This is a genomic window from Bacillus basilensis (genome assembly GCF_050630465.1).
GTDB classification, from domain to species: Bacteria; Bacillota; Bacilli; order Bacillales; family Bacillaceae_G; genus Bacillus_A; species Bacillus_A basilensis.
This window is the reverse complement of the sequence record NZ_JBNTQO010000015.1, coordinates 104,844-127,939: the sequence shown is the minus strand read 5'-3', so window position 1 is coordinate 127,939 and position 23,096 is coordinate 104,844. Positions and strand designations below refer to the sequence as shown.

The 23,096-nt window shown below is 32.1% G+C and carries 25 protein-coding genes; 6 read left to right on the top strand and 19 right to left on the bottom strand.

Features of this window, described 5'->3' with window-relative positions; genetic code table 11:
• Positions 1-104: 104 nt before the first annotated feature.
• The 9 genes from ACQVV1_RS22910 to ACQVV1_RS22870 all read right to left on the bottom strand — a co-directional run bounded on the left by ACQVV1_RS22910 (position 105) and on the right by ACQVV1_RS22870 (position 6,011).
• Positions 105-416, bottom strand: coding sequence for a hypothetical protein (locus ACQVV1_RS22910; protein WP_063225329.1), 312 nt, complete (start codon positions 414-416; stop codon positions 105-107).
• Positions 417-523: 107 nt separating this feature from the next.
• Positions 524-910 (bottom strand): DUF3887 domain-containing protein, encoded by a 387-nt coding sequence (locus ACQVV1_RS22905; RefSeq protein WP_242252822.1) that lies wholly within the window; start codon positions 908-910, stop codon positions 524-526.
• The gene (locus tag ACQVV1_RS22900) at positions 907-1,590 is read right to left on the bottom strand and encodes a YhfC family intramembrane metalloprotease (protein WP_431169560.1); all 684 of its coding nucleotides are present in this window, start codon (positions 1,588-1,590) and stop codon (positions 907-909) included. Before ACQVV1_RS22900 ends, ACQVV1_RS22905 begins: the two co-directional genes overlap by 4 nt.
• Positions 1,591-1,679: 89 nt before the next feature.
• On the bottom strand, positions 1,680-2,996 hold the full coding sequence (locus ACQVV1_RS22895; protein ID WP_242252819.1) for a GHKL domain-containing protein: 1,317 nt from the start codon (positions 2,994-2,996) through the stop codon (positions 1,680-1,682).
• On the bottom strand, positions 2,996-3,730 hold the full coding sequence (locus ACQVV1_RS22890; RefSeq protein ID WP_242252818.1) for a LytR/AlgR family response regulator transcription factor: 735 nt from the start codon (positions 3,728-3,730) through the stop codon (positions 2,996-2,998). Before ACQVV1_RS22890 ends, ACQVV1_RS22895 begins: the two co-directional genes overlap by 1 nt.
• A gap of 184 nt (positions 3,731-3,914) precedes the next feature.
• Positions 3,915-4,466: an HAD-IA family hydrolase gene (locus ACQVV1_RS22885; RefSeq protein ID WP_431169559.1), complete on the bottom strand. Its 552-nt coding sequence runs from the start codon at positions 4,464-4,466 to the stop codon at positions 3,915-3,917.
• A 23-nt stretch (positions 4,467-4,489) separates the two neighbouring features.
• The gene (locus tag ACQVV1_RS22880) at positions 4,490-5,071 is read right to left on the bottom strand and encodes a kinase (RefSeq protein WP_431169558.1); all 582 of its coding nucleotides are present in this window, start codon (positions 5,069-5,071) and stop codon (positions 4,490-4,492) included.
• The gene (locus ACQVV1_RS22875) at positions 5,071-5,613 is read right to left on the bottom strand and encodes a GNAT family N-acetyltransferase (RefSeq protein ID WP_000506659.1); all 543 of its coding nucleotides are present in this window, start codon (positions 5,611-5,613) and stop codon (positions 5,071-5,073) included. Before ACQVV1_RS22875 ends, ACQVV1_RS22880 begins: the two co-directional genes overlap by 1 nt.
• A gap of 14 nt (positions 5,614-5,627) precedes the next feature.
• Positions 5,628-6,011, bottom strand: a complete 384-nt coding sequence (locus ACQVV1_RS22870) for a VOC family protein (RefSeq protein ID WP_088118588.1) — start codon at positions 6,009-6,011, stop codon at positions 5,628-5,630.
• Between the two features lie 283 nt (positions 6,012-6,294).
• On the opposite strand from ACQVV1_RS22870, the gene ACQVV1_RS22865 reads away from it, so the two are divergent.
• Entirely contained in the window at positions 6,295-6,540 is a 246-nt protein-coding gene (locus tag ACQVV1_RS22865; protein WP_000433609.1) for a hypothetical protein, read from the top strand.
• 54 nt (positions 6,541-6,594) lie between these two features.
• Here ACQVV1_RS22865 and ACQVV1_RS22860 read toward each other — a convergent pair whose 3' ends face one another.
• Genes ACQVV1_RS22860 through ACQVV1_RS22850 form a run of 3 tightly spaced genes read right to left on the bottom strand, consistent with a single transcriptional unit; the run spans position 6,595 to position 8,208 of the window.
• Positions 6,595-7,323 (bottom strand): CPBP family intramembrane glutamic endopeptidase, encoded by a 729-nt coding sequence (locus tag ACQVV1_RS22860; RefSeq protein WP_000585001.1) that lies wholly within the window; start codon positions 7,321-7,323, stop codon positions 6,595-6,597.
• 23 nt (positions 7,324-7,346) lie between these two features.
• The gene (locus tag ACQVV1_RS22855; protein ID WP_431169557.1) at positions 7,347-7,883 is read right to left on the bottom strand and encodes a DUF2812 domain-containing protein; all 537 of its coding nucleotides are present in this window, start codon (positions 7,881-7,883) and stop codon (positions 7,347-7,349) included.
• Between the two features lie 7 nt (positions 7,884-7,890).
• A complete protein-coding gene (locus ACQVV1_RS22850) occupies positions 7,891-8,208 on the bottom strand; it encodes a PadR family transcriptional regulator (RefSeq protein WP_000992319.1) in 318 nt (105 codons plus the stop codon).
• 204 nt (positions 8,209-8,412) lie between these two features.
• Here ACQVV1_RS22850 and ACQVV1_RS22845 point away from each other — a divergent pair, with 204 nt between their 5' ends.
• Genes ACQVV1_RS22845 through ACQVV1_RS22835 form a run of 3 tightly spaced genes read left to right on the top strand, consistent with a single transcriptional unit; the run spans position 8,413 to position 11,589 of the window.
• The gene (locus ACQVV1_RS22845) at positions 8,413-9,342 is read left to right on the top strand and encodes an AAA family ATPase (protein WP_431169555.1); all 930 of its coding nucleotides are present in this window, start codon (positions 8,413-8,415) and stop codon (positions 9,340-9,342) included.
• The gene (locus tag ACQVV1_RS22840) at positions 9,339-10,502 is read left to right on the top strand and encodes a DUF58 domain-containing protein (RefSeq protein ID WP_431169554.1); all 1,164 of its coding nucleotides are present in this window, start codon (positions 9,339-9,341) and stop codon (positions 10,500-10,502) included. Before ACQVV1_RS22845 ends, ACQVV1_RS22840 begins: the two co-directional genes overlap by 4 nt.
• Positions 10,477-11,589, top strand: a complete 1,113-nt coding sequence (locus ACQVV1_RS22835) for a DUF4018 domain-containing protein (RefSeq protein WP_431169553.1) — start codon at positions 10,477-10,479, stop codon at positions 11,587-11,589. Before ACQVV1_RS22840 ends, ACQVV1_RS22835 begins: the two co-directional genes overlap by 26 nt.
• Before the next feature lie 56 nt (positions 11,590-11,645).
• Here ACQVV1_RS22835 and ACQVV1_RS22830 read toward each other — a convergent pair whose 3' ends face one another.
• Positions 11,646-13,103, bottom strand: coding sequence for an MFS transporter (locus ACQVV1_RS22830; RefSeq protein ID WP_242252805.1), 1,458 nt, complete (start codon positions 13,101-13,103; stop codon positions 11,646-11,648).
• A 403-nt stretch (positions 13,104-13,506) separates the two neighbouring features.
• Here ACQVV1_RS22830 and ACQVV1_RS22825 point away from each other — a divergent pair, with 403 nt between their 5' ends.
• Together ACQVV1_RS22825 and ACQVV1_RS22820 are read left to right on the top strand one after the other, a co-directional pair.
• Positions 13,507-13,767 carry a hypothetical protein gene (locus ACQVV1_RS22825; protein ID WP_242252804.1) on the top strand — a complete coding sequence of 87 codons (261 nt, stop codon included), beginning with the start codon at positions 13,507-13,509 and terminating at the stop codon, positions 13,765-13,767.
• An 84-nt stretch (positions 13,768-13,851) separates the two neighbouring features.
• Positions 13,852-15,348, top strand: coding sequence for a glycosyltransferase family 2 protein (locus ACQVV1_RS22820; RefSeq protein ID WP_242252801.1), 1,497 nt, complete (start codon positions 13,852-13,854; stop codon positions 15,346-15,348).
• Positions 15,349-15,491: 143 nt separating this feature from the next.
• Here ACQVV1_RS22820 and ACQVV1_RS22815 read toward each other — a convergent pair whose 3' ends face one another.
• The 6 genes from ACQVV1_RS22815 to ACQVV1_RS22790 form a co-directional block, all read right to left on the bottom strand.
• Positions 15,492-15,734, bottom strand: a complete 243-nt coding sequence (locus ACQVV1_RS22815) for a hypothetical protein (protein WP_242252799.1) — start codon at positions 15,732-15,734, stop codon at positions 15,492-15,494.
• Positions 15,735-15,844: 110 nt separating this feature from the next.
• Positions 15,845-16,045, bottom strand: coding sequence for a hypothetical protein (locus tag ACQVV1_RS22810; protein WP_309258976.1), 201 nt, complete (start codon positions 16,043-16,045; stop codon positions 15,845-15,847).
• Between the two features lie 306 nt (positions 16,046-16,351).
• Positions 16,352-18,664, bottom strand: a complete 2,313-nt coding sequence (locus ACQVV1_RS22805) for a glycosyltransferase (protein WP_431169561.1) — start codon at positions 18,662-18,664, stop codon at positions 16,352-16,354.
• A 52-nt stretch (positions 18,665-18,716) separates the two neighbouring features.
• Positions 18,717-20,234, bottom strand: a complete 1,518-nt coding sequence (locus ACQVV1_RS22800) for a glycosyltransferase family 2 protein (RefSeq protein ID WP_431169551.1) — start codon at positions 20,232-20,234, stop codon at positions 18,717-18,719.
• 249 nt (positions 20,235-20,483) lie between these two features.
• Positions 20,484-21,506 (bottom strand): sialidase family protein, encoded by a 1,023-nt coding sequence (locus tag ACQVV1_RS22795; protein ID WP_431169550.1) that lies wholly within the window; start codon positions 21,504-21,506, stop codon positions 20,484-20,486.
• A gap of 286 nt (positions 21,507-21,792) precedes the next feature.
• On the bottom strand, positions 21,793-23,010 hold the full coding sequence (locus ACQVV1_RS22790) for an aspartate aminotransferase family protein (protein ID WP_431169549.1): 1,218 nt from the start codon (positions 23,008-23,010) through the stop codon (positions 21,793-21,795).
• Positions 23,011-23,096: the final 86 nt, after the last annotated feature.

Sequence of the window (23,096 nt, the reverse complement as noted above, 5' to 3'; positions counted from 1 at the left end):
CCCACAGAAAAATCCCCTCCATAGTAAACAGGTTAATGTGCTTTCTTTTTCCTGTCTACTATAAGGGGATCATATCATACAAGAAGGACTCTTTTTATTGCACATTACGGCGCAAAACTAATTTGACCAGTAAACAATAAGATAATTGCGATAATCCAAAATATAAAAAATGATGAGGACAGTATGAATGAAAGAAAAGCAATCCCCTTCTTCTCTGTTTTTTTCGTCATTGTAATGATAGAAAGTATGATACCTACAACTGTGAGGGCAACTGTAATATAATCCCCCACTATATTACCTGCATTCGCTATCCTTGTTGGCGTTATAAAAACGAACAGAAAACATAAAATTCCTATAAGTAATGATATATAGCTTATTATACTGTACTTCTTTTTAGGAATTATTTCGGTTTTCATCTTAACCCACCCCTTCTATATAACTATGAGTTCATATTAGCACAATTAACCATAATTTGGTTAATATAAAAAAGAGATACAGCGGGAACTTCCACTGTATCTCTTTTTTATTTAATAAATAAACCTGCTATTTCTTCTTTATCATTATAAGTAATGATAAAGGTACGTTGTTCCTTACTATACTTCGCTACAAGAATAACAGTATATAATCCATCTTTTTCTTCAATCGATTGTTTCTCAATTTTTTCGAACGTACCAGCTTTCTCAATTACAGGTGTAAGATCTTTCATTTTTTCTTCTGGTAATCCAGCTTTCATTTTACTATCAAATTTTTCATGCACTTCTTTATACTTTGTTTCATTTAATAATGATACAATTTCTTCCGCCTTCGGAATAAATTTTTTTGATGTACTTTCATCTACTTTATTACCGGTACATGCTGCAAGCGCGAACGCCGCGATTGCACTTATAATAATAAGTAACATTCTTCTCATTTTAATACACCCTTTCTTTTTAAAATGAAACTATAACTAAAAACGAGTAAAGCACAAATTGCTATTGAAACTTCTGACATAATGATCCCGCTTTTCCCTGTTACATATAGCGAGATAATACTAGCCAATGCATTTACAGCCCCATGGATGAGAATTGCATATACAACATAACAAAATTTCTTTTGGACGACAGCTTGCAATACAATGAAGGAAAGCCCAACATGCAATATCATCGCAAAAATACGCTCGATACCGCCGAAATAATAGCTGTCACCATTTTGGATGACTGTTTGTGATAATAATAGGGATATTACCGGGATACCGACTATCAACACCGCCTCAATACCACCATGCCCTGCTCCAAATAAAAAACCAGACTGCCAATCTCGTTGCTTCATAAAATAACGCATTGCGATAAAACGAGCTATCTCTTCAAAAATTCCAGCTGATATACTAAGCAAAACTGCAAATAGTATAGGCTGCATAACAGAAAACATTTGAAATTCTGTGCTAGTTCCATTTAAATAATTCAGTATTGGTATGCGAATCAATATTTGTGATACAACAAAAGCCAATATACCTAACATATATGGAATATAGCGTTTCTTCCAAAAAGCATATAAAAGTGCTATAAGCGGGAAACCAAAGCTAATCATTGTTGTAAAAATAAGACCATTCATCTTGCTTCACCTCTTACTTAAAGTGTATAAAATCAAGTGAAGAAAGTATGTAGTTATTTCTTATTCGGTTTCATTTTCATCATAGATGGTCATTTCATCTCATTTAATATAAATGTTTGTGTGAAATAAGGACTTACATAAGTTGTTTCTAACGTCGCATTATTTGTTTTATTTATGATCCGTTTTAACGAAAATAGCCCGTACCCTCTAGCCCCTTCTTTACTTGAATGGTTTTTCTCATAAATTTTTTGCAAATCAATCGCTTCACTCTTCGAACTATTACGCACGATAAAATATTGTCGTAAATCCATTTCAAAGAATGCAATTTGCAATATCTTTTCCTCACTATGTACTGCTTCTTCAATTGCATTATCTACTAAAACTGAAATGATACGAATAAATGAAATAATCGTCATCGAAACACTTTCAATGTTCTCCGGTATATCAAGCATTACTTTTATTTGTTGCTGCTGGGCAGTGCTAACTTTTGCTCTTAATACGCTTCTTACTTCAGGAATTTGTATGCGAGATAATTTTGCGATATCAAGTTCATGATTATTTATTGTTTTTAATGTGGGAGCAATAACATCGTAGTACACTTGCTCAATTTCTTTCACATTTTTTGTACGTATTCCCTCTTCTAACGATAGTAATACATTCATATAATCATGACGGAAACTAGCAAGCTCATCATGCATATCCTCTAATTTCTCCACATAATCTAATAACTCTTTATCCAAACGTTTTTCATGCTCTTCTCGTAACTTTTCTTTCGATAAGTGTGAGCTTATAAGCACAATGATTAGTAATAATAAAAATATAATAATCGCTGAAATATAACTTACTTCACTGTATTGTTGATTTAATTGTGCTAAAAAATTAGTTGATGGCTGAGTTATAATTAGTTCAATAACAAATCCGATAATTAATAATATATAAGTTACATAGTATAACGGACTACCTACTATATATTGAGCGATTTTTTGAATTCTTTTACGCGCTACTAAAATACCGATAAAAGTAAGGATTGATACGATAAGATGAATCATGCTACCTGTCCATAAATATAAATTGAATGGCGTTAACATAAAGATTTTCATTCCTAAATCGAAAAGCAACATTTTCACTAACGTTATAATCACCATACTCACTAGTGCAAAATATAAATTATGCTTAAATTTTAATTCATTTTGCATTAATCCTAAACTTATTAAAAATAACACAATCGTACTATTCAACTCTGGATATCTCGTTACTGTTACGACTATAGCAAGTAAAAAAATGAATACCGCACTTAAAGCTATTAACATTCTAACTGACAATCTGTTGTACCGGATTAATTGTATGTATAAAAACGTATGACACATACTAGTAAGCAGTATTGCAAATAAATCATAAATATACATTACATCTCACCCTTTAACATGTTACGTACCTTACTCACTAAACGACGCGATACCGGAATACGTTTTCCACTTTTTAAAACTATCATTTTTTGCTTCGCATCGTAAGAAGACATTTGCTTCGTATTCACGATATATGATTGATGACAACGAAATAAACGTTCATCTATCATTTCAATTTCCTTTAAAGTTCCATAAAAATAAACGATTCGATCTAACGTCACTAATGCTAAACGGTGCGGTTCATCAGTCATAACATATTCAACTTCATGAAAAGGAACCCGCACAGTGGCATTACTATTTTCAACGATAAAGTCATCGGACGGAATAATATGCTTATTTCTCGCTTCATATTGGAGTAAACATTGTTCAAAAACTTTACACCTCTCCTCGTATGGCAACCCTTTATCAATAAAAGTTAAAGCTGATACCATGTATTGATATGAAATAGGTGCAAATTCAGAATGCGTTGTTACAAACACAATAATTCCTTGCGTATCATACTTACGTATTTCTTGCGCCACGTGTAACCCTTTTCGCTCTTCTCTTTTTATCTCTATATCTAAAAAATAGATTGGGACATACTTCGCCTTTGGAATATTAGTAATAATGTTTTCACTTTTACTAGTTACCTCGATAAAATCAAAAGGCAACCTATATTTCTCACAAATCTCTTCAACTAGCCGCTTCATTTGCTGCGCTTGTATGACATCATCTTCTAAAATGAAAATACTCATGTGATCACTCGCTTTATTGAAATCTTTTCATCTATAGATTTATCTATAACTATATAATTCAAATTGTTATACTAATCTCCTTCCCAAGAATTAAAATAATTAATTTGCTAAATCATAGAAAAACCTCAACTTTTCAAGCAAAAAGCTGAGGTTTTGTTCTAACTATTTATAAATTTATTACTCACTACCTAAAAAACTCCGAGTAATGTGCTAAAGAATAATCCGCTACATCACAATTCCCTTGAAACATGCATGTTGAAATACCTAACTCTTTTGCAGGCAATAAATCTAATTCTCTATCCCCAATAACTAAATCAATATTGTGCTTTTTATGCAAATGATCATAAGATAAAGCGTTCGGTTTTCGGGGGAAACCATCGTCAATTGTAACCATGTCGATGAAGTATTTCTCCCAGCCGTAATGATTTAATATAGATAATACCCCCGCTCTATCTTTATGAGTCATAATTACATTTTTATCAGCAAACTTTAAAACCTCTTCCACTTTTTCAAATGGTTTTATATCTTCTATAATAATTCGACTCTCTAATACATCAATTTCACTTAATTGGTTTTTAGATATTTCATAGTAATCAATTGTGTGAGAAAATGAAACCTTTAAATTTGTATAGATTTCTTCTTCACTTATTTCCTCTCCTAAAACTTGAGAAATAATCCTTGTATAAACTGGATACGTATCAAATAATGTACCATCAAAATCCCATAAAATATTCATTATGTTCACCTTCTATTTTCAAATCATTTTATGACTAAATCCGCTAGATCCTTTGGCGATTCCATTTCCAAATAATAATCCTCTGCCTTCCAATACCTATTCTCAAACTTTGAAAGATTTTTCTGTGTTTTCTTACTCTCGCGTAGAAATCTTGTCTCTCTTGGACAATCCAAGTACACCATATAATGAAAGAAATCTCTCCATTCTTTTCGCTGTAGAAAAACCCCCTCAATTACAATTACACCTACTATGGGGATCTGTACTTTTTTCATTTCACATGTATCTGTGTCATCATAATAGAACGGTAATTTCAGTTTTGTTTCATTCTGCAACTTTTGAAAAAACTTCTGCCGAAGCCATTCAATATCCCATTGTAAATAATAATACTCATACCATTCCTCATATCCAGTGTGATATCGTTTATTACGCTCTACTATAAGATCATCAATATGAAAAATATGAAACGGAATGCTTTCTTGTTTCATATTTTCTTTTAAGTTTGTTACAAATGTTGTTTTTCCTGATCTACTTAAGCCATCTATCCCTAAAATGAACCTATTTTCTTTATGTTTCTTCATTATATTTATAAGTTCGTTTGTACTCATTACTTCTTCCACTCTTCTTTTAATAAAGAATATAAAATGGTATCATGCGCAACTCCATTTTGAATCATATGTTTTCGAAGTAATCCTTCTTCTTGAAATCCTGCTTTACTTAATAATTTTTGAGAAGCTTTATTTTCTACATATACGACAGCAGCAATTCTTATAAGTTGCAACGTTTCAAACCCGTAAGCTAAAATCGCCTGTAACGCTTCCGATGCGTATCCTTGTCCCCAATATGTATCGTCTAATTCATAACCAATTTCAGCTCGCTTATGATGATGGTTAATTAAATGAAAACCGCACGTTCCGATTAATTGGCCCGTCCCCTTTTTCTCTATTCCCCAGCGAAATACACTTCCCTCTTCATAACGATTTTTAAACGTTTGAATCGTTGTTTTCGCTTGCTCAATATTTTCGAAAGAATCCATGCCAAAATAACGTATAACAGATTCTTTTGAAAAATAATGGAACATCGTTTCTGCATCTAACAGCGTTAATTCTCTTAATTGTAAACGTTCTGTTTCTAGTTTTGGAAACCCCATCACTTTTTCTCCTTCTATTCTAATGAACTGCAAATTTCAATATAATTTCCATCTGGATCGGCAATATATGCAATGGTTTGCCCCCATGGCTTTACAATTGGTTCAACTAAAATCTTAATACCTTGTTCTCTAAATTGCTCAATCGTTTCTTGTACATTTTCAACAACGAATCCTAATTCAAAATGAGAAGATTGTAACTCGCCTTCTGTAAGTGATAATCCCGTTAATTCTTTCACGTCTTGCCGCGTATTCATCGCTAATATGGTAGTACCCGTATTAAATTCAATATATGTACCGTGCTCTGCTTTTATAGGTAACTGTAAAATATCTTTATAGAATTTTAAACATTCCTCAAACTTTTCTACGTATAAAATGATGTACTTCATCTTCAAATCCATTATTAATCCCCCTTTATATCCATCCCTAAAATTTCGACAAAAGCCTTATAAAAACCTTGTTTCCTATAGTAACGAGCACAAAAAAATGAGGCCGATTTCTCGGCCTCCCAGCTTATTGGCATAAAACAGGAGATTTGGTTTGGACATAACCAGTTCGTACCCTTATTATATTTTATTTTTTCTGAATTTTAAATACATTAAATACCTATTTATATTGAGAAAGTTTTTTCACTTGCATAAAATTAAGGGGTTTAAGAAATGCTACAAATGGAGGTGTATACATATGGAACCAATGCTATGTCCAAGCTGTAAAACGAACCGCACTCGCTTTAATATTCTTGAGCAACAAGTAAAACCAGTCAAATTAAATCCACAAACTGGTCAAGTAGAAGAAGAATACACAAACGAAACGATGAATGCTTTTCATATGGCTTATCAAGGACCTACTTACCGCGTCCAATGTGCTGTATGTGGACTTGTTGAAAATCCTGAACAATTTATTAAACCTGCTCAAAATCAGTCTTTCTAATAAAAAAGTTGCTTGTGTTTCAAGCAACTTTTTTATTCTCATTCTACATTTACTTTAGACCCTCTGTAATATTACTTTTCCTTTCAATATAAATAAGCGGATCAGTACAAGTAAATCTATCAACATATGTATAATTATAGATGGATAAATTGATCCAGTTGCAATATATACCCTTCCTAACATAAAACCTAAAATCGTTGTTCCTACTACACCTTTCCACCCTTGATAAAAATGCGCTAAACCAAAAATGATGGAAGAGATAACTAGTACCCCCATTATCGATAGCGCTGGGAAAAGCTGTGATAAGTAATTCATCATGAAAGAACGAAATAATAGCTCTTCTGTTACACCTGCTGTAATACAAATAAAAATCCATAGTATTGTTTCTCGGCAATTATTAGGGAGCATCTCTGAAACATCACTCATTTGTTTCTTTGTATACTTTTGAAAAAGTTTACTTTTCTTTAACATAATTAACGGCACTATAAACCCAATGCATATACCTATCCACAATGATATATTCGTATTTTTAAAATACTTACTTACCATATGATTAGCAGATGGTAGTTTAAGTCCATACTCCTCAAATGGGATATTGATTGAGTATGATGTTATTAACATAATGATGGTTAACACCCACAGTAAACTCATTGTTCTTATATAAAAGGAAACTCTTGCATTTTTATTTGTTTGTATATCTTCTTTCAACCTATTGTACAGCCGCTTACCAAGAACCCCTTCACCTAAGGTCAAATATATAAATAACATAGTCAAAATAATCATGTTAATCCCCCCCTTTTATATTTTTAAAGGATTTCTTTTTTTAATTTTTTTATCTTCCAAAATAACATTACAAATATATACAAATACATACAATCTAAAAATCCAATTAAACCTTTTATCAAAATTGGAATCCTAAATTCCGAAGAACTTAAGAAAGTAGGAATCATACATATCATTGCAAATGAAAAAACAAATACAAGAAATTTAAATAAGTCTTTAAACTTTTCGATTTTTGTCTCTTTTTCCGAATATATATCTGGCAAATCATTATCATCAGCTATGTCCTTGCAAAAGTAGTGCCATTTGGTGAAACTTGTTACATGTTTCCAACCACACATTTCATATAATTCAATATATTCTTTTTGTTTTTCCTTTGAATCTCTATAATCCATTCTAAAATCGGCTTTATAAATTATATCTTTCGGCTCAGTTTTCTTAAACGTATACATCATATTATAATTTTGGAGCGCCCATCCTTTTTGATGCATTTTCCGTAAAAAGGCTTCTTCTTTTTCTAAACTCCATGCCGCGAAAAATTTCAATACCTTCTTTGTCTTCATCTTCTATTCACTCCCCTAATATACTATTTCCATTTCTTACCGACCTCTGCAACCTGTTATACTCTAGCTCTAACACTTCTCTACCAAGTGGTGTTAACTCATAACACTTCTTTCTATCTGTAGAGGCAACTTCAACTATTAACTTTTCTTTTAGTAACTTCGTCGTATTGCCATATAAAGTACCAGGACCGAGTTTTACTTCCCCATTTGTCATCTCTTCTACCATTTGCATAATTCCATATCCGTGCATTGGTTTCACTAATGACAACAGTATGTAATATGTCGCTTCTGTTAACGGAATGTATTTTTGCACTTTCGCATTCATTATAACTACCTCCGATACATCGTTTGATGATATATCGACTGGCGATATATCGTATACCGATATTATATATTCACATTCCAATATACGCAAGCATATTTTAATAATCAGATATCCACTTATCTGAATTGAAAAACCATATAAATTTTCTGAATAATTTGTTAAAATATAGAAATATCCGTTTATATTTTGAAAGGAATGATACATATGATAAATAAATTGAAGGAAAATATAGGATCAGTTTTTGTAGGTAAAGAAAATGTTATCGATCTATTAATCGTTTCCTTGCTTGCTGATGGACATGTGCTTCTTGAGGATGTGCCTGGTACAGGGAAAACGTTACTTGCGAAAACACTTTCTAAAAGTATAGGTGGTAATTTTTCTCGCGTTCAATTTACACCGGATGTACTTCCGAGTGATGTGACAGGTATTGAATATTTCAATCCGAAAACGAGCGAATTTGAGTTAAGACTCGGACCAGTCGTGGCAAACATTTTACTGGCAGATGAAATTAACCGTGCAATGCCAAGAACACAGTCTAGTTTATTAGAAGCGATGGAAGAACGACAAGTGACGCTTGAAAAGCAGTCAACTCCTCTTCCAAAACCGTTCTTTGTTATTGCGACGCAAAATCCAATTGAATCACAAGGAACCTTCCCTCTTCCTGATGCACAGCTTGATCGCTTTTTAATGACAATTTCTATAGGTTATCCGAATCCTGAAGACGAACTACAAATGATGCGACGTTTTCGTAACGATACACCACTAGAAAGTGTCACATCCGTTATTACTTTAGATGATATTTTAGAGGCACAGAAACGAGTGAAAGAAATTTTCGTATCAGAACCGTTAGAACATTACATCATTAAGCTTGCTCATGCTACAAGAAATCATGATTATATCGCTAACGGTGTAAGTCCGCGTGCCACACTTGCTTTAGTACGTGCAGTTCAAGCGCTAGCCTTTTTACGTGGGAGAGAATATTGCACACCAGAAGATATACAATTTTTAGTTCCTTCTGTTTGGAATCACCGTATCATCTTATCAATGGAAGGCGCATTACGTACGACAAAAAATGAAATTATGCAAAAGATTTTAAAAAAAGTGGACGTACCTGTGGAGATTGAGCAAGCATGAATGGACAGCGCGTTGTAACTGTACCTTTATTTTTCCAACTTCATATTATTCAACTATCTGTTCCAGGCGCTATACTATTTACGTTTTTTATGCCACAACGAATCATTATGTTTTTCTTTTTCTTTTATTATTTATTTGCGATTTTCATTTATAAATATGTCGCTTACATAGAGAAAAAATTTCAAGTGATAAATGAGAAACAAACAACACGTTTATTCCCTGATGAATCTGGACAGTTTTTTATTCATTTAAAAAACGGAGCAAACATACCACTCGTTAATGGTGTTTGTTATTTTCATTTAGACCCGTCTCTACTACCGCATAAAGATCAAGGAATTGAACAAATATCAAAAACACTATTCTCTTTCCCATTTTCACAACCTGCCCATTCAGCGCAAAAATGGGATTTAACATTAACCGCAACGAAGCGTGGTGTGTTTCAAATTGAACAGTTCGAATGTGTTTTGAAAGATCCTTTTCATTTATTATCTGTACATTTACCTGTATTTGATAAATTAAGAACTGAAATTATTGTATATCCATCACCTAAAGAAGTAGCAGGTTTGCAAGAACTTCAGCAACTTTTAAATGGATCTTATCGAACGAATTTTTCTTTTTACAATGATGAAACATCTATTATCGGTGTGAAACGGTATGAACGTGAATCTTTCCGCTCCATTCATTGGAAAGCATCTGCGAAAATGCAGGAATTACAGGCAAAGCAATATGAACCTGTTAAAAATTATAGTTGGAAAATTTGTCTTTCATTAGCTGCTAATCGCGGGTTTGGTTGGAAAGATAATATAGAAGATCTCATTTCATTTGCAACATACATTTGTCAATACGCAACGAAGCATCAAATTCCGTTTGAACTATTTATTAGTGTATTAGCTGAAGGTGGTCCTCTGCACTTACCATTAAATGAAGGACAAACACATTACGCAAAAGCTTTAGAGGAATTGGCACGTATTTCAGACGATAGCACATTAATTCCGAAACAAGGGTTTCTCCATTATACAAATAGAAAAGGAGAACGATCGTCTACAATAATTCACATTGGCTTGCAGAAGAATGATCTCTCCCTTCTATCGCAACCTACGTTTCTCATAAATAACGAAGGGATGGTGGAAAAACTTGAAAACTTGGCTCTATCACATTAATGACTTTCTTCTGCTGCTCCTCCTTTCGTTATTAACAGAAAGGGACGAACTTGTTGCTATTGCTATATTTTTAACAACAGGCTATATTGGAGTATTTCTAATTTATAAATTCATAAAGAAAAGAACGACAGGATTTGTCATACTGTTAATAACGCAAATAATTGGTTGTTCTTTCTTTCTCCCTTTCTCTTTATTTGGCACAATTATGTTACCTCTTTTCTTCTTTATCGTGCATATAGTTGGACCTGGCTACCCAGTTCAAAAATCGTTAGGCGGTATTGTTTGGTTTGGTGTTTCGGCTATATTTTATGCTCCCTTTCCACCGCTCGGGAAACTGTTACTATTAGTTATACACATTATGATTACATTTTGGTTAACCGGGACAAATCGTAATCAACAGTTATTACGTTTCACTTCTATCATTACGATTGGTGTAATGAGTATATTAATTGTTCAAGTGTTTCCTTTTATTCGAGTCATTTTTAGTTTTATCACAGAAGTAGTCGCATTAGGAGTCGGTTATATTATAAATCCATTTCTTGTAGCAGCTGAATTGAAAGATACGGAAGGCGTTTGGGCAAGTAAAGGGCATCTCTTAAAGCCTCAAATTGAAGAAAATAGAGGGAAACTTCCTGATTTTGATCCAACCCTTATAAATAGCATGACCATAATAGCCTGTGCAGCCATTGCTATTTATGTCGTTTGGAAAATAGTAAAAAAACGAAAACATTTAAGTTTACCAAATATGCCTGCCTTCGAATCTACTATCATTACCGATAAAGAAGGTATAACCCAAAGCCGATTTAAACGCAACAAGCCACCATATAACGAAATTCGAAAAGAAATTTTCAAGCTTGAGAGTAAGTTAACTCCTCCTTTAAATAGAAAGCGTGGAGAAACTGTTGAGGCCTGGTTAGAAAGAATAAATAGTGAAGAAGATGTAAATATTGAGAGTCATATTATTATAAATGCTTATAATACAGTGCGTTATTCTAATGAGGAAAACACCGTACTTTTGCATGAATTTAAGGAAGAGATTCATAAGCTTTATATGTATCAGAAGAGTTTAAAGAAAAGGAAGAAGTAACACAATAAAAAGACTCCTATTTTTATAGGAGTCTTTTTATACTTCTACGTTACTTTTTAAATTGAGGCGTTTTTTCCTGCTTCAATCTCTAATGACTCTTCATGCCACCAAAGTGTTTCTTCAGGGTCTTCTTTAGCGATTTGGTGTGCTTCTTTCTTCGTTTCTACTGTAGGATATGAACCTTTTAGCGCACGTCCTGATGTTGTAACGAATAATATACTAAATACAACTAATCCAATAACACTTACACCTGTTAAATAAAATGCCGGTGCAAGCGGGTTACCGGTTGCATGAACTAAATAGGAACATACAAGTGGTGTTGTGCCACCGAATATCGATACAGAAATATTAAATGAGATCGAAAGTGCTCGATAACGTACATCAGTGAAAAAGAGTGATGGTAATAATGAAGGTAATGTTCCTTCATATACACTTAGGAAGAAACCTAATACGAAAATACCTGCAAATATAGCTGCAATATGCCCGTTACCTATTAGTAAAAATGCTGGAATTGCAAATACAGTTAAACCAAGTAAACCAATTTGCACGACGCGTTTATTACCAATTTTATCACTTAATTTACCGAAATATAGTGCTAGTGGAATCATAAGTGCCATCGTAATAGAAATAATTAATAAGCCAGTTGTTTCTTTGACTTTAAGTACTTGAGTTAGATAAGAAGGAATATACGAAAGAATCATATAATTTGTAATATTAAAGAAGGCGACAATTACTGTGCTTAATAAGAAGTCTTTTTTGTGATATTTAATAATATCCATAAATGAAAATTGTTCATTGTCTTCAGATTCCTCTTGTGCTTTTTCCATCTCTTCAAAGATGGGAGATTCATCTAAATGACGGCGTAAGTATAAACCGACCAAACCAATTGGTGCAGCAATTAAGAAAGGAATACGCCAGCCCCAGCTGAGCATTTGCTCATCTGTTAACAATAACGTCAAAATGGTAACAATTACCGATGCAGCAATGTAACCTGAGAGTGTTCCAATTTCAAGACCACTACCGAGTATACCACGCTTTTTATCTGGAGAAGATTCTGCGATATAAACCATTGCACCTGAATATTCGCCGCCTGTAGAGAAGCCTTGAATCATTCGGGCAACTAAAAGTAGTATTGGTGCCCACACACCAATTTGTTCATAGGTTGGTAGTAATGCGATGAATAATGTAGAAAGTGCCATTAAAATAATAGTAGTACTTAACACGATTTTTCGGCCGTACTTATCTCCTATTCTACCAAAGAATACACCTCCGATTGGTCGAACGAGAAAGGCTACTGCAAATGTACCGAATGTAAGTACAAGTTGCAATCCACTATTATCAACACCTGAGAAGAATAATTGACTTAAAATTACCGCTAAATACGCGTATAATCCGAAGTCAAACCACTCCATTGCATTCCCTATACCAGTAGCAACTACTGCTTTCCTGGCTTGTTTAGGATTGACAATATTAACGTCTTGAGGTTCAAAATTTAAATCATTATTTTCTTGCATATAATAAAACAGCTCCTTATTTAATTTAACTTCTTTAAGCACACCTTCTCTTATTGAATAAAATTAATTCGAAGCACTTAAGGAAAAGCAATGTCTCCTTATCTGTTATTATTATTTCACATAATTAATTATTTGTCCAATTAAATGCTATTTTTATATAAAATTACATCCTGTTTAATTTGTTATAAAATGACGTTTAGCTTATATAATGTATACCTTTACACTACAAATGAAACTTTAATTTATTTATATTTATAACGTTTCTATAATTGCTTCCTCTAACCTAGAAATCAGTAACTTTTACTAAAGATTTGCATATATTTAAAAAGTGAACTCATTAGCTCGAATTTCGTCTTATTACATTCACCTATAATATTATTATAGGTTTAAAGGAGGCTATTTTATGTTGGAAATAATATTGTTACTTACTACTGTTTCTTTTCTTTTAATTATTTCTGTATTTTTCATTACCTTAAAACAATTTAAAGAAATTAAAAATATAAAAAACATATTAACTACCAAAAAAGGAAATGAAAAAAATACATCCGAAAACTCAATCCCTTTGCAATTAGACCTTAGCGTTCTTAATAATTTACTCGCTTCAGGAATAAATAAAGGTTCTAATTCAGGTAATGAAAATTCTGAGTCTGATAAAACTAAATAGTCGTTACGTATATATCTAAAATATATATCTCCTATTTTATCTAATCTTATTAACAACTACCTCTGATTAAAAAGGAGACTACTTATGCGTAAAAATCCGATTTCTATTATTATTTCTATACAGCATAACATAAGAGTTTTACCTGAAATTTTGAAAGCATGTGAACAACTACAGCCTTTAGAAATTATTCTTACTATTAATGGATATATTGATGATTCCATTGATATTGCACAATCTTACAATTGTAAAATTATCACACTAGACGAACCGACAGAATCAAATAATTGTTATGTAATTGGTGCCAAAAAAGCAAAGGGTAAGTACCTCTTATTTTTAGATGCAAATTACATTCTCCACCCTTCCTTACTTATACAATTTCTTCAACCATTACTAGACGAATCAGCTGACGTAGTATTAAACAATTTAGATGATTTTTTTTATCAAAAGCAAAAGCCCACTATAGAAATGATTTGGCAGCAAGTCACGAATCATTTTTTTCATCGTCCAGATTTAAATGTTAACTCATTATTATTTCCTCCCTATGCAATAACAAAAGAAATTCTTGAAGCCATTACTCCAGAAAGTTTATTAAATCCGATATTGGCACAAATGAAAATTATTAAAAATAAATTTCGGATTAGCAATCATTTTAAAATTTCTATACCGCAAATCCCCTCCTTCCCCTCAAAACAACTCATTCGTTACCACCTAGAAGCGATTGGAAATTGGGTAAATATATTACAAGATCCAAGAGGAAACTATACTGATAATAATCGAAGGCGGGATATTATTTTAGAACTTCAAAACGGCGAACAAAGAGCTATACCCAAATTAATTACAGGTAAAGAGTTTTATTCGAATACTTATGGAAATAAACAATTATCTATCATCATCCCTGTTCAAAATGAAGAAAAAACGATAGAATCTATCATTTTTGAGGTGCAGAAATTAAAACCTTTAGAAATCATCATTATTGTTAATGGATCAACAGATAAAACAGAGGAATTGGCGAAGAATTGCGGTGCAACAGTTATTACTTACAAAGAAGCTCTCGGCATTGATACCGGACGTGCCGTTGGTGCATATTTTGCAAAAGGTGATATATTATTATTTATTGATGGTGATTTCTTAATTCCTAGTTCTGATTTATTACCATTTGTACAATCTGTTCAAGATGGAACCGATTTAGCTTTAAATAAATTAGAGCATTACTACATGTATCGTCTTCCTTATTCTATCGTGACTGCATGTAAGTATGCTGTCAACTTAGCATGTAATCGAAAAAATTTAGGTATGGGATCCACAATTGCTGTCCCTCATGCTTTTAGTCGAAAATGCATTGATACAATTGGGTTTGATTCACTTATTTCACCAACCTTAAGTCAAGTTAAAACAATTTTATCAGGCTTGCATGTACAAAAAGTCCATTCTGTCGATGTTGACAAGATAAATCGAGTTCGACCAGAAAAACACTTCTCACAGGAAGGCTACCTTTCATTAGCAACACAGCAAATTATTGGTGATCATATAGAAGCAATTTCTTACCTCATCGAACAAAAAAGAAACACTGAATACTTTTAATTGTATATCCTTACCACCAAATAATATATGAATTCATTTTAAATATATAGCAAAATAAAAAAGATGGTTTGTAACCATCTTTTTTATCTTTACATCAATTCAAAAGAAAAGTAGAAGGCAGGCTTTTCATTTCTGTATTTTTCTTAAGAAGTTTGAAAAGAGAGGCTTGTTAATGAAGATGCAACACTTAAATCATCATTTAGTGTAATTGAGAAACATGCAACTAATGGTAAAGTAATTACAATTGATCCACTAGGACTAATTACAATTGTAGGACTTGTCCCACATGCACCCCCACAATCCACTACAGCGTCAATTCCACTACTAGGGGTAATTGTAATTTTAAGGCATACATCAAAACAAACATTATTCGTAGTACATGCCATAACTCTCCCTCCTTTCTTTTAACAATATATGCAGTTAATTAAATTCGGACACGACTCTCTTACGAAATTTTATAAATTAGATGTTATTTCACTCTTAGTTTCATTGAAAATTAACGTTTTATTAAACTATCTAAATCAAATAAAAAACTCAAATCATCCTTTACTAAAATAGAAACACATGCAATAAATGGTATTACATTAAAATTAGATGAACATTCATCATTGCATCTTACGAATATTTCTGCTCCACCATTTGGATTGACTTTAGTTTCTAAACAAATATTAAAACAACTTTTATTGATGCAAGACAAGATATTCTCTCCTTTCTTATATTTAATATCAATTTATACAGAAATAAAAATATCGTTACAGCTTTATTCACTCTTTACTTTTCATACTTAAAATAAAAAAAGATAAAAGCTTCTTCATGTATATAAAGAAGCCTTTACCTTTTTGTTACTTTCTCATTTACTATTAGTCAGTGAAAAATGCACTTCATTTGTACCTGAGCTAAAAATAATATAAATTTTTGATTTTAGTTTCATTGCAATACTAAATATCGTCAAGTTGCTTAAATGAAATGTTTACGTTACTCATGCAATAGACAAATTTACCTTTTATAATAAATCTTTAAAATCCCTATTCTTCAATAGATATGAAAGTCCTTCTAAATGATCCCCAGTAATTCTCAATACAGCTGGTGGATGCCCTATCGTTGCAAAATGCTCTTGTGGCCGAATACGGTTTGGTTTCATTACATCTACAAAATGGACACATTCGACTTTATATCCTTTTAATATTGCCTTTACTTGCGCAACACACGATGTGTGAAGTGTATCCCAGCCGATTCCCTCTAAACATTTTCTACTAATAGCATGAGGAACAGCAATTGTGGATCCCACTCCTAAATCTTTACGCTTACAAGCAATATTCAACATATATTTATATAAATTTACAATATATAGAGGAAATCTAAGATTTAAATTTAAATCGTTTAAAGCCATATCACCCCCATCTGCAACAGCCTTCGTTAATGGATGAAGATCTTTTGCTGGAATAGCAAAATCAGCATCAATAAAGAGAAGTATATCCCCTGTGGCTTCTTGCGCACCAATTGCCCGTCCTACATCATGCCCTAATGTTTCTTGATAAACAATTACTGTAGCTCCTAATTGCTTAGCAATTGCTTCTGTTTGATCTGTTGATCCATTAATTACAACAATTATTTCTTTCGGTTCAATTTTTCTTGCCTCAAGAATAACTTCATTAATCGTTGCTTCTTCATTTTGTGCTGGTATTATAATTGATAACTGTTTTCCATTATAAATAGAGGAATTCATTCCCCATCCTTTATGAAAAAGTGAATAATTCTTTTGTTTTTTTAGTTGCTCTATAACTTCTCTTTTTCTTCCTCCATCTGTATAATTACCTCTATCATCTTTTCCTTGTAACCAACTCTCTAAAACTTTTACATTCTCATTAATCTCACGTACTTCTAATTTAGTTAGTTTATCTCTATAGAAAGAGGTTTGATTTACATTTAAAGAGGTTTTAGTAATTGCTGAAGAAGTGTGTACTCGCCACCCTTTCTGAATAAGAGTTACTTGGGATAGAATAGGGTTCTGCAAGATATCATATCCAATGTCTTCAATTGCTTTTTTAGTAATAGCATATGGCATAGATAACATCGAATCATATTTTAAATCCATACGTCCCAATACATCGTTTACTATTTTTCTATACACCATAGCAATGCTTGGCCATTCTACTCTCATCTTTTCAAAACAGACAGAGTCTATGTTATTCAAAATTACATCCTGTTCCTTTTTTAGTAGCGGTTCTATAAATCGTTCTAATTCTACCGAAAAAATAACATCTTCTCCATTTAAAAATAAGACTACATCACCATTGGTGATTTTTGCCCCATGAACTGGTGCTTTCCATTTACTTTTCTCCTCAATCACAACAACGTTACTTTCAACAAATGTTGGTATAGATTGTATAGCACTCATTCTGTCATCAGCTACAATAATAATTTCTAGTGGTTTTATATGCTGCAATTTATTTAAAATCTGATTCAACTTCGATTTTTCTTCTCCTAAAACTATAACGACTGATAGCTCCACTTCTTTTTGTTCTTCTTTCACAGTCTGATTAGGCTTTACTTTTTTTATATATTCAATTGTTTCACTCTTCCCTACAGCTGCATGCCCTGCTTTTTTATCAAAATATAAGTCTATTATAATTTGATTTACTTTCGTGTCTTTATCAAGTTGCTCTAATTCAGAAATAAAAGGTAATAAATGATTTTGTACATCAAATTCACACGCGAAATTTTGCAAAAAATAAATATTTGGTACATATTTAATGTGATTAAAAAATTTCACAACATTAATTCTTTCTCCAAATTTCTCTTCAACTTCTTCTCTTGATAAACCTGGATAAGATAAATCGAAAACTAGATTTACCGGTACAGGTATCCATTTTATTAAATTTGTTTGCGGATTATTAATGAAAGCTGTGGAACCTTTAACAAATCCAGCTAAAATTAAAGACATAAATCCTCCCCCAGAACTTCCATAAAACAAGACATTTTTTGAATCAACTTTTAACTTTATAAATAATATTTCTAGAATATTAGCTATATCTTGTAAATAAAATCTATTTAACTCCCCCTGTCCCCAACCTAAAGATAATTTTCCAAGATATAAAGTAGGGTCATTATAATATATAACAGTATCTTCAAATTCATCCATCCAAGAATGTCGATGAAAAATAGGTGGACCAATTGGCTGTTCTTGAAACCCACCTGCTCCGGATCCAAAAACAATTGTGTTATCAGCATTGGGCTTAATACGAATTAAAAATTCATACGTTACTTTATCCCAATCAACCTTGAGTATAAATGGCTCCGAAGTTTGAAAATCCATTTGCCATAATTGTTCATGTGGAATGTTAATTATTTTATACTGGTCTAACAGTTTAATCACCCTTTCCATCCATTTCGAGTTGTTCTATCAAGTAAGAGAGCGCTTCAACATGATCACCAATTATTCTTAATACTGCTGGAGGAGGTCCATTTTGACTTACATTTTCCTTTAAACGAATTCTATTCGGTTTTACAACATCAACATAATGGACACATTCTACCCTATACCCTTGTAATATAGCTTTTACTTGTGCAAGACTAGGACATAGTAAAGTTTCCCATCCTATTGCATCTAAGCATGATCTACTCATTGCATGTGGAATAGCTACTAATGAACCATTACTTAATTCTGGACGACCATATGCTAAATTAAGCATATATTTTACAATATCCACAACATAAAAAGGCGGATTGAGCATTGGATTCAAATCATTTAACGCTATGTCTACGCCATCTAAAACTGCTTTTGTAAAGTGATGCAAATCACTTCCTGAAACACTAAAATCACCATCAATAAATAAGAGAATATCTCCTGTAGCTTCAAGCGCCCCAATAGCACGTCCAACATTATGACCAAGTCTTTCGTTATATTTAATAATAGTGGCACCAAGTCTTTTAGCTATGTCAGCTGTATGATCTGTTGAACCATTTACAACGACAATTATTTCTAGCGGTTCTATTTTTCTTGCCTCAAGTATTACTTGTTCTATAGTTTCTTCTTCATTTTGCACCGGTATAATAACAGAAAGTTGCTTCCCGTCATAAATTGAAGAATACATTCCCCAGCCTTGATGATAGGAAGGGTATTGCTTGGATTCACCTAGCTTTTGAATAATATCCCTTCTTTTTCCTGCATCAGTAAACCCTACTCTTCTTCCTTTTTTCTCTATCCATTTAGATATACCGCTTAAATATCTTTCTACTTTCTCTTTTTCATTTTTTGATAACTCTTTTTTTATTAAATATCCTTCTTCCTCTATGGTCTCATCTTTAGATAACGTATTAATTGCATATTGATCGTTAATCCGCCAGCCTTGATTCACAATCTTCATATGAGATAAAACGATATTTTCCATATAATCAAAGCCGATATTTTCCACCACTTCCTTCGTAAGCGCATATGGCAATGAAAGTATTGAATTGCTTTTTAAATCTGGTCGTCTTAAGATTTCATTTAACATTTTTCTCCATACAATATCCATATTTGGACATTTACCTATTTCTATCAATTTATCTATTTTATTTAAAACTATATCGGCCTGATTTGTAACAATTGGCTCAATAAATCTCTGCATTTCATTTGTGGATAATGAAAAATTGCCATCTAAAAATAATAAAATATCTCCTTTTGCTGCCTTTATACAAGCTTCATATCCTTGATAATGCGCACTATATTTGTTCATTAAAACACTATGACATCTATATTTCGTTGCTATTTCATACAATTTACTTTTATCATTAGGGGCTAAAATTATAATTTCAATTGGTTTTAGTTTCCATGCTGCGTTAATTAAATCTTCTACTAGTTGCTCTCGATCATTATACGAAATAATAACCGTTAACGATTTCATTACAATCCCCCTTTTTTACACATTATGTGGCATGAACCATCATTCATATGAAATTAAAATATTAAGTATTACAATTCACTTTAAATTTGCTACTTTATTAACATATTCAAAAGTGAACTATACTGTGTGAAAACAAACGTCTATTTTTGAAAATATAAGCTCTACACTTTCCTTCTTCCTCTTATAATTATGTGTTACAACTGTACCCATTAAATATATAAAAAGAGTCCTAATTTCTTTAGGACTCTTTTAAGTTAATTTATCAATTTGATTAATTTTATAATCTACATTTTCCCATGTTATACCTCTATCCGTTGTAGTAAATAGTTCTTTTTTACTACACGCCCAGCCATTATGCTGATTTAAAAAATGTAAACAAAATACACTTTTTAATAATGGATTACTTGATAATTCAATCCATTCTAATCCTTTTTTCTTTATTTGATATACTCCTCCGTTTTCTCTATTTATAACCCAACCATAATGTGAACTAAAAAAAGATACGGCCACTTTACTAGTGTTCATCTTTTCATTTGAAATATGCCACGTATTTCCATTATCTAATGAGTAATTCATAAAAAATATATTATTATTTATTTTAGTTGGTATTGATAACAAATTATTTTTATAAATTGCTTTGTAAGCCATGGAATTTCCATTAATAGTTCCTTCAATACTTGGAACATCTTTTATAGGGCTCCAACTTTTACCCCCATCTATTGTTTTGAATACCGTTGATTTTTCATAATTCTTTTGTAAAGAAATAAAACCAACTAATCTATTTATAAATGTTACACCTGAAATACTATCACTAATATTTATGTTTCTTATTACTTTCCATACTCTTCCTTTAGATTTTGTATAATACAAATTATGCTGAAATTTATTCGATTTAAGTTTTCTAGATAATATAATCCATATGCTCCCCATATTTGTGGCATGCATTTGTACTTGCACATCAGTCGACAGTTCCCAATTTTCTTCAATTGGTAAAATAAATTTTTTCCATTTCCCTCCTCTATTAACTGTATAAAATATGGCAGGCTCTCGATTATCATCTACTTTTGTTAAACCATACGCCCAAGAACTACGAGAGTTTATTGGATATACGGATAATATAATTGAATTAGGAGGATTGACAACATCCCACTCTACTCCTCCGTTTCGAGTAAATAAAATGGCTTGCTTATTATTTGAATGTTGAATACCAGCCCAACCAAATCTATCAGTCCTCATTTGTAAGGAAGTAAATCGAATATCATTATTCTCCAACATATCACCTCATTCTCATCATATATATATTGGTATGTTATTTTTAAAAAAACGTTCTATCATTTTTATTTATATCACCGATTTTTAACTATTACCTATATATCTATCTAATCTCTTTAATGAAGTTTTAATTTCTTAACTATTAAATGCATGCACTTTATTTCTTCAACCACATTTATATCAAAAGTTGAGAACACTTCATAATAATTCATACTAAAAAAAGCTATCTTATAAAAGATAACTTTTAATTTTTTATATTTAATTACATACAGGATATATCAAACTTTTACGAAATTGTTAAAGCGGCTACTGTAGCAATACAAGTAATAAATTGATTAACAAACGCGTCAATTTCTTCTTTCGTAATAATATATGGTGGCAGTAACCGAATGATATTCCCTTGCGTGACATCAACTAATATACCTTTCTCCATTAATTCTGCCTGTAATTTCTTCACATTTTCATTCGTATCATTCAAACTAATTCCAAACATCATACCAGCATGACGTACTTCCCCAATATAATAAGAATTTTCATTCTGAATTTCTTGCAATCTATCATTTAAATATAGTGACGTTTCATAAGCTTCTTGCATTAAACCATCTTCAATCAATGTATTTAATACCGTTAAACCTAAAGCTGTTCCCATTGATGAATGTGCAAATGTTGTGCCGTGATCTCCTGGTGAAAATACATCACATAACTTTTCACCTACAATAATTCCGCCGAGCGGTATCCCGCCTCCTGCACCTTTACCAATTTGAATAATATCCGGTGTAATATTGAAATTTTGATAAGCAAATAGTTTACCAGTTCTCCCCATACCACTTTGCACTTCGTCAACTATTAGAAGTACATTGTATGTATCGCAAAGATGTTGAACGCTTTGCAAATATTCACTTGATAAAGGATAAATCCCCCCGCTTCCTAAAACAGGCTCTAGCATAATTGCAATCGGATTTTCATTTATAATTGTTTCTTCTAATTGCTCTATATTTTCACGTTCCACTTCATATACAGGAATCGATGTTTTAGGGAAATTTTGATATATACTTTCTTGTCTCGTAAAATGAAGTGCTCCTAACGTTCGTCCGTGGAAACTTCCCTTTAGAACAACTACTCCATTTCGTTCTTCATTCGAAATAGATCTATATTTATCAATTAATTTTAATGTCGTTTCTGTCGCTTCCGTACCAGAGTTCGTAAAAAAGACCTTTCCGTTTTGTAAAGAGCACTCTACTAATTTCTTTGCATACTCAATCGCAATTGGATTTAAAAAATGAAACGGTAGATGCAACGATTTCGTAACTTGCTCCATTGTCGCTTGCACGATTTTAGGGTGATTGTATCCTAATACGTTCACTCCGACACCAGAAAATAAATCTAAATACTCTTTACCATCCACATCATAAAGCTTGCATCCTTCTCCTCTTTCTATTGCTACTTTCGTGCGACAATACGTAGACATCATATATTCTTTATCTAATTGAAACCAATCCGACATTTTAAATTCCTCCTAGTTATTTTCCCTGTTTATTTATGCTCATTCTCTATAAAATCATGTATAAATTCATTTTTAAGATTGAAATT

Excerpts from the sequence above, each read along its gene's own strand:
- ACQVV1_RS22910 (WP_063225329.1), bottom strand. The coding sequence starts at position 416 with ATGAAAACCGAAATAATTCCTAAAAAGAAGTACAGTATAATAAGCTAT.
- ACQVV1_RS22905 (WP_242252822.1), bottom strand. The coding sequence starts at position 910 with ATGAGAAGAATGTTACTTATTATTATAAGTGCAATCGCGGCGTTCGCG.
- ACQVV1_RS22900 (WP_431169560.1), bottom strand. The coding sequence starts at position 1,590 with ATGAATGGTCTTATTTTTACAACAATGATTAGCTTTGGTTTCCCGCTT.
- ACQVV1_RS22895 (WP_242252819.1), bottom strand. The coding sequence starts at position 2,996 with ATGTATATTTATGATTTATTTGCAATACTGCTTACTAGTATGTGTCAT.
- ACQVV1_RS22890 (WP_242252818.1), bottom strand. The coding sequence starts at position 3,730 with ATGAGTATTTTCATTTTAGAAGATGATGTCATACAAGCGCAGCAAATG.
- ACQVV1_RS22885 (WP_431169559.1), bottom strand. The coding sequence starts at position 4,466 with ATGAATATTTTATGGGATTTTGATGGTACATTATTTGATACGTATCCA.
- ACQVV1_RS22880 (WP_431169558.1), bottom strand. The coding sequence starts at position 5,071 with ATGAGTACAAACGAACTTATAAATATAATGAAGAAACATAAAGAAAAT.
- ACQVV1_RS22875 (WP_000506659.1), bottom strand. The coding sequence starts at position 5,613 with ATGGGGTTTCCAAAACTAGAAACAGAACGTTTACAATTAAGAGAATTA.
- ACQVV1_RS22870 (WP_088118588.1), bottom strand. The coding sequence starts at position 6,011 with ATGGATTTGAAGATGAAGTACATCATTTTATACGTAGAAAAGTTTGAG.
- ACQVV1_RS22865 (WP_000433609.1), top strand. The coding sequence starts at position 6,295 with ATGGAACCAATGCTATGTCCAAGCTGTAAAACGAACCGCACTCGCTTT.
- ACQVV1_RS22860 (WP_000585001.1), bottom strand. The coding sequence starts at position 7,323 with ATGATTATTTTGACTATGTTATTTATATATTTGACCTTAGGTGAAGGG.
- ACQVV1_RS22855 (WP_431169557.1), bottom strand. The coding sequence starts at position 7,883 with ATGAAGACAAAGAAGGTATTGAAATTTTTCGCGGCATGGAGTTTAGAA.
- ACQVV1_RS22850 (WP_000992319.1), bottom strand. The coding sequence starts at position 8,208 with ATGAATGCGAAAGTGCAAAAATACATTCCGTTAACAGAAGCGACATAT.
- ACQVV1_RS22845 (WP_431169555.1), top strand. The coding sequence starts at position 8,413 with ATGATAAATAAATTGAAGGAAAATATAGGATCAGTTTTTGTAGGTAAA.
- ACQVV1_RS22840 (WP_431169554.1), top strand. The coding sequence starts at position 9,339 with ATGAATGGACAGCGCGTTGTAACTGTACCTTTATTTTTCCAACTTCAT.
- ACQVV1_RS22830 (WP_242252805.1), bottom strand. The coding sequence starts at position 13,103 with ATGCAAGAAAATAATGATTTAAATTTTGAACCTCAAGACGTTAATATT.
- ACQVV1_RS22825 (WP_242252804.1), top strand. The coding sequence starts at position 13,507 with ATGTTGGAAATAATATTGTTACTTACTACTGTTTCTTTTCTTTTAATT.
- ACQVV1_RS22820 (WP_242252801.1), top strand. The coding sequence starts at position 13,852 with ATGCGTAAAAATCCGATTTCTATTATTATTTCTATACAGCATAACATA.
- ACQVV1_RS22815 (WP_242252799.1), bottom strand. The coding sequence starts at position 15,734 with ATGGCATGTACTACGAATAATGTTTGTTTTGATGTATGCCTTAAAATT.
- ACQVV1_RS22805 (WP_431169561.1), bottom strand. The coding sequence starts at position 18,664 with ATGGATTTTCAAACTTCGGAGCCATTTATACTCAAGGTTGATTGGGAT.
- ACQVV1_RS22800 (WP_431169551.1), bottom strand. The coding sequence starts at position 20,234 with ATGAAATCGTTAACGGTTATTATTTCGTATAATGATCGAGAGCAACTA.
- ACQVV1_RS22790 (WP_431169549.1), bottom strand. The coding sequence starts at position 23,010 with ATGTCGGATTGGTTTCAATTAGATAAAGAATATATGATGTCTACGTAT.